Origin of the sequence: Halorubrum sp. Atlit-26R (assembly GCF_003666015.1) — an archaeon.
In the GTDB taxonomy this organism is placed as follows: Archaea; Halobacteriota; Halobacteria; order Halobacteriales; family Haloferacaceae; genus Halorubrum.
Map to the genome: position 1 here is coordinate 1 of NZ_QPLT01000504.1, position 455 is coordinate 455.

1 protein-coding gene is annotated in these 455 nt (G+C 76.0%); it reads left to right on the forward strand.

Annotated features, from left to right (window positions below; all coding sequences use genetic code 11):
• Positions 1 to 455 (forward strand): gluconate 2-dehydrogenase subunit 3 family protein (locus tag DVK07_RS21670; RefSeq protein WP_121598629.1); only part of this gene is annotated, 455 nt, incomplete at both ends.

Sequence of the window (455 nt, forward strand, 5' to 3'; positions counted from 1 at the left end):
CGACCGACGACGGCGGGGGATCCGAGGGAGGGCCGCCCACGTGGGACGGCGAGGGGGCTCCCGGCGACGAGGCGGTCCGAACGGCGATGACGGCGGTCGCGGAGCCGCTGTACCCCGAAGCGGTCTCCGGGATCGACGCGTTCGTCGAGGCGTTCCTCGACGGGCGCCTCGACGGGTCCGCCCACGGCGAGGGGATCCGGAGCGCGGTCGCCGAGGTGGAGTCGGCGGCCCGCTCGTGGTACGACGCGCCGGTCGCGGAGCTGTCCGCCGCGGACCGCGACGCGCTGCTCCGCGAGCTCGGCGCGGACGTGGCCGAGGAGAACCCGGACGGAACGACCGCGGAGCGGGTGCGCTACTACGTCGTCAACGAGCTCCTGCTCGCGCTGTACTCGTCCCCGACCGGGGGCGAGCTCGTCGGCATCGAGAACCCGCAGGGGCACCCGGGCGGCGCCGAG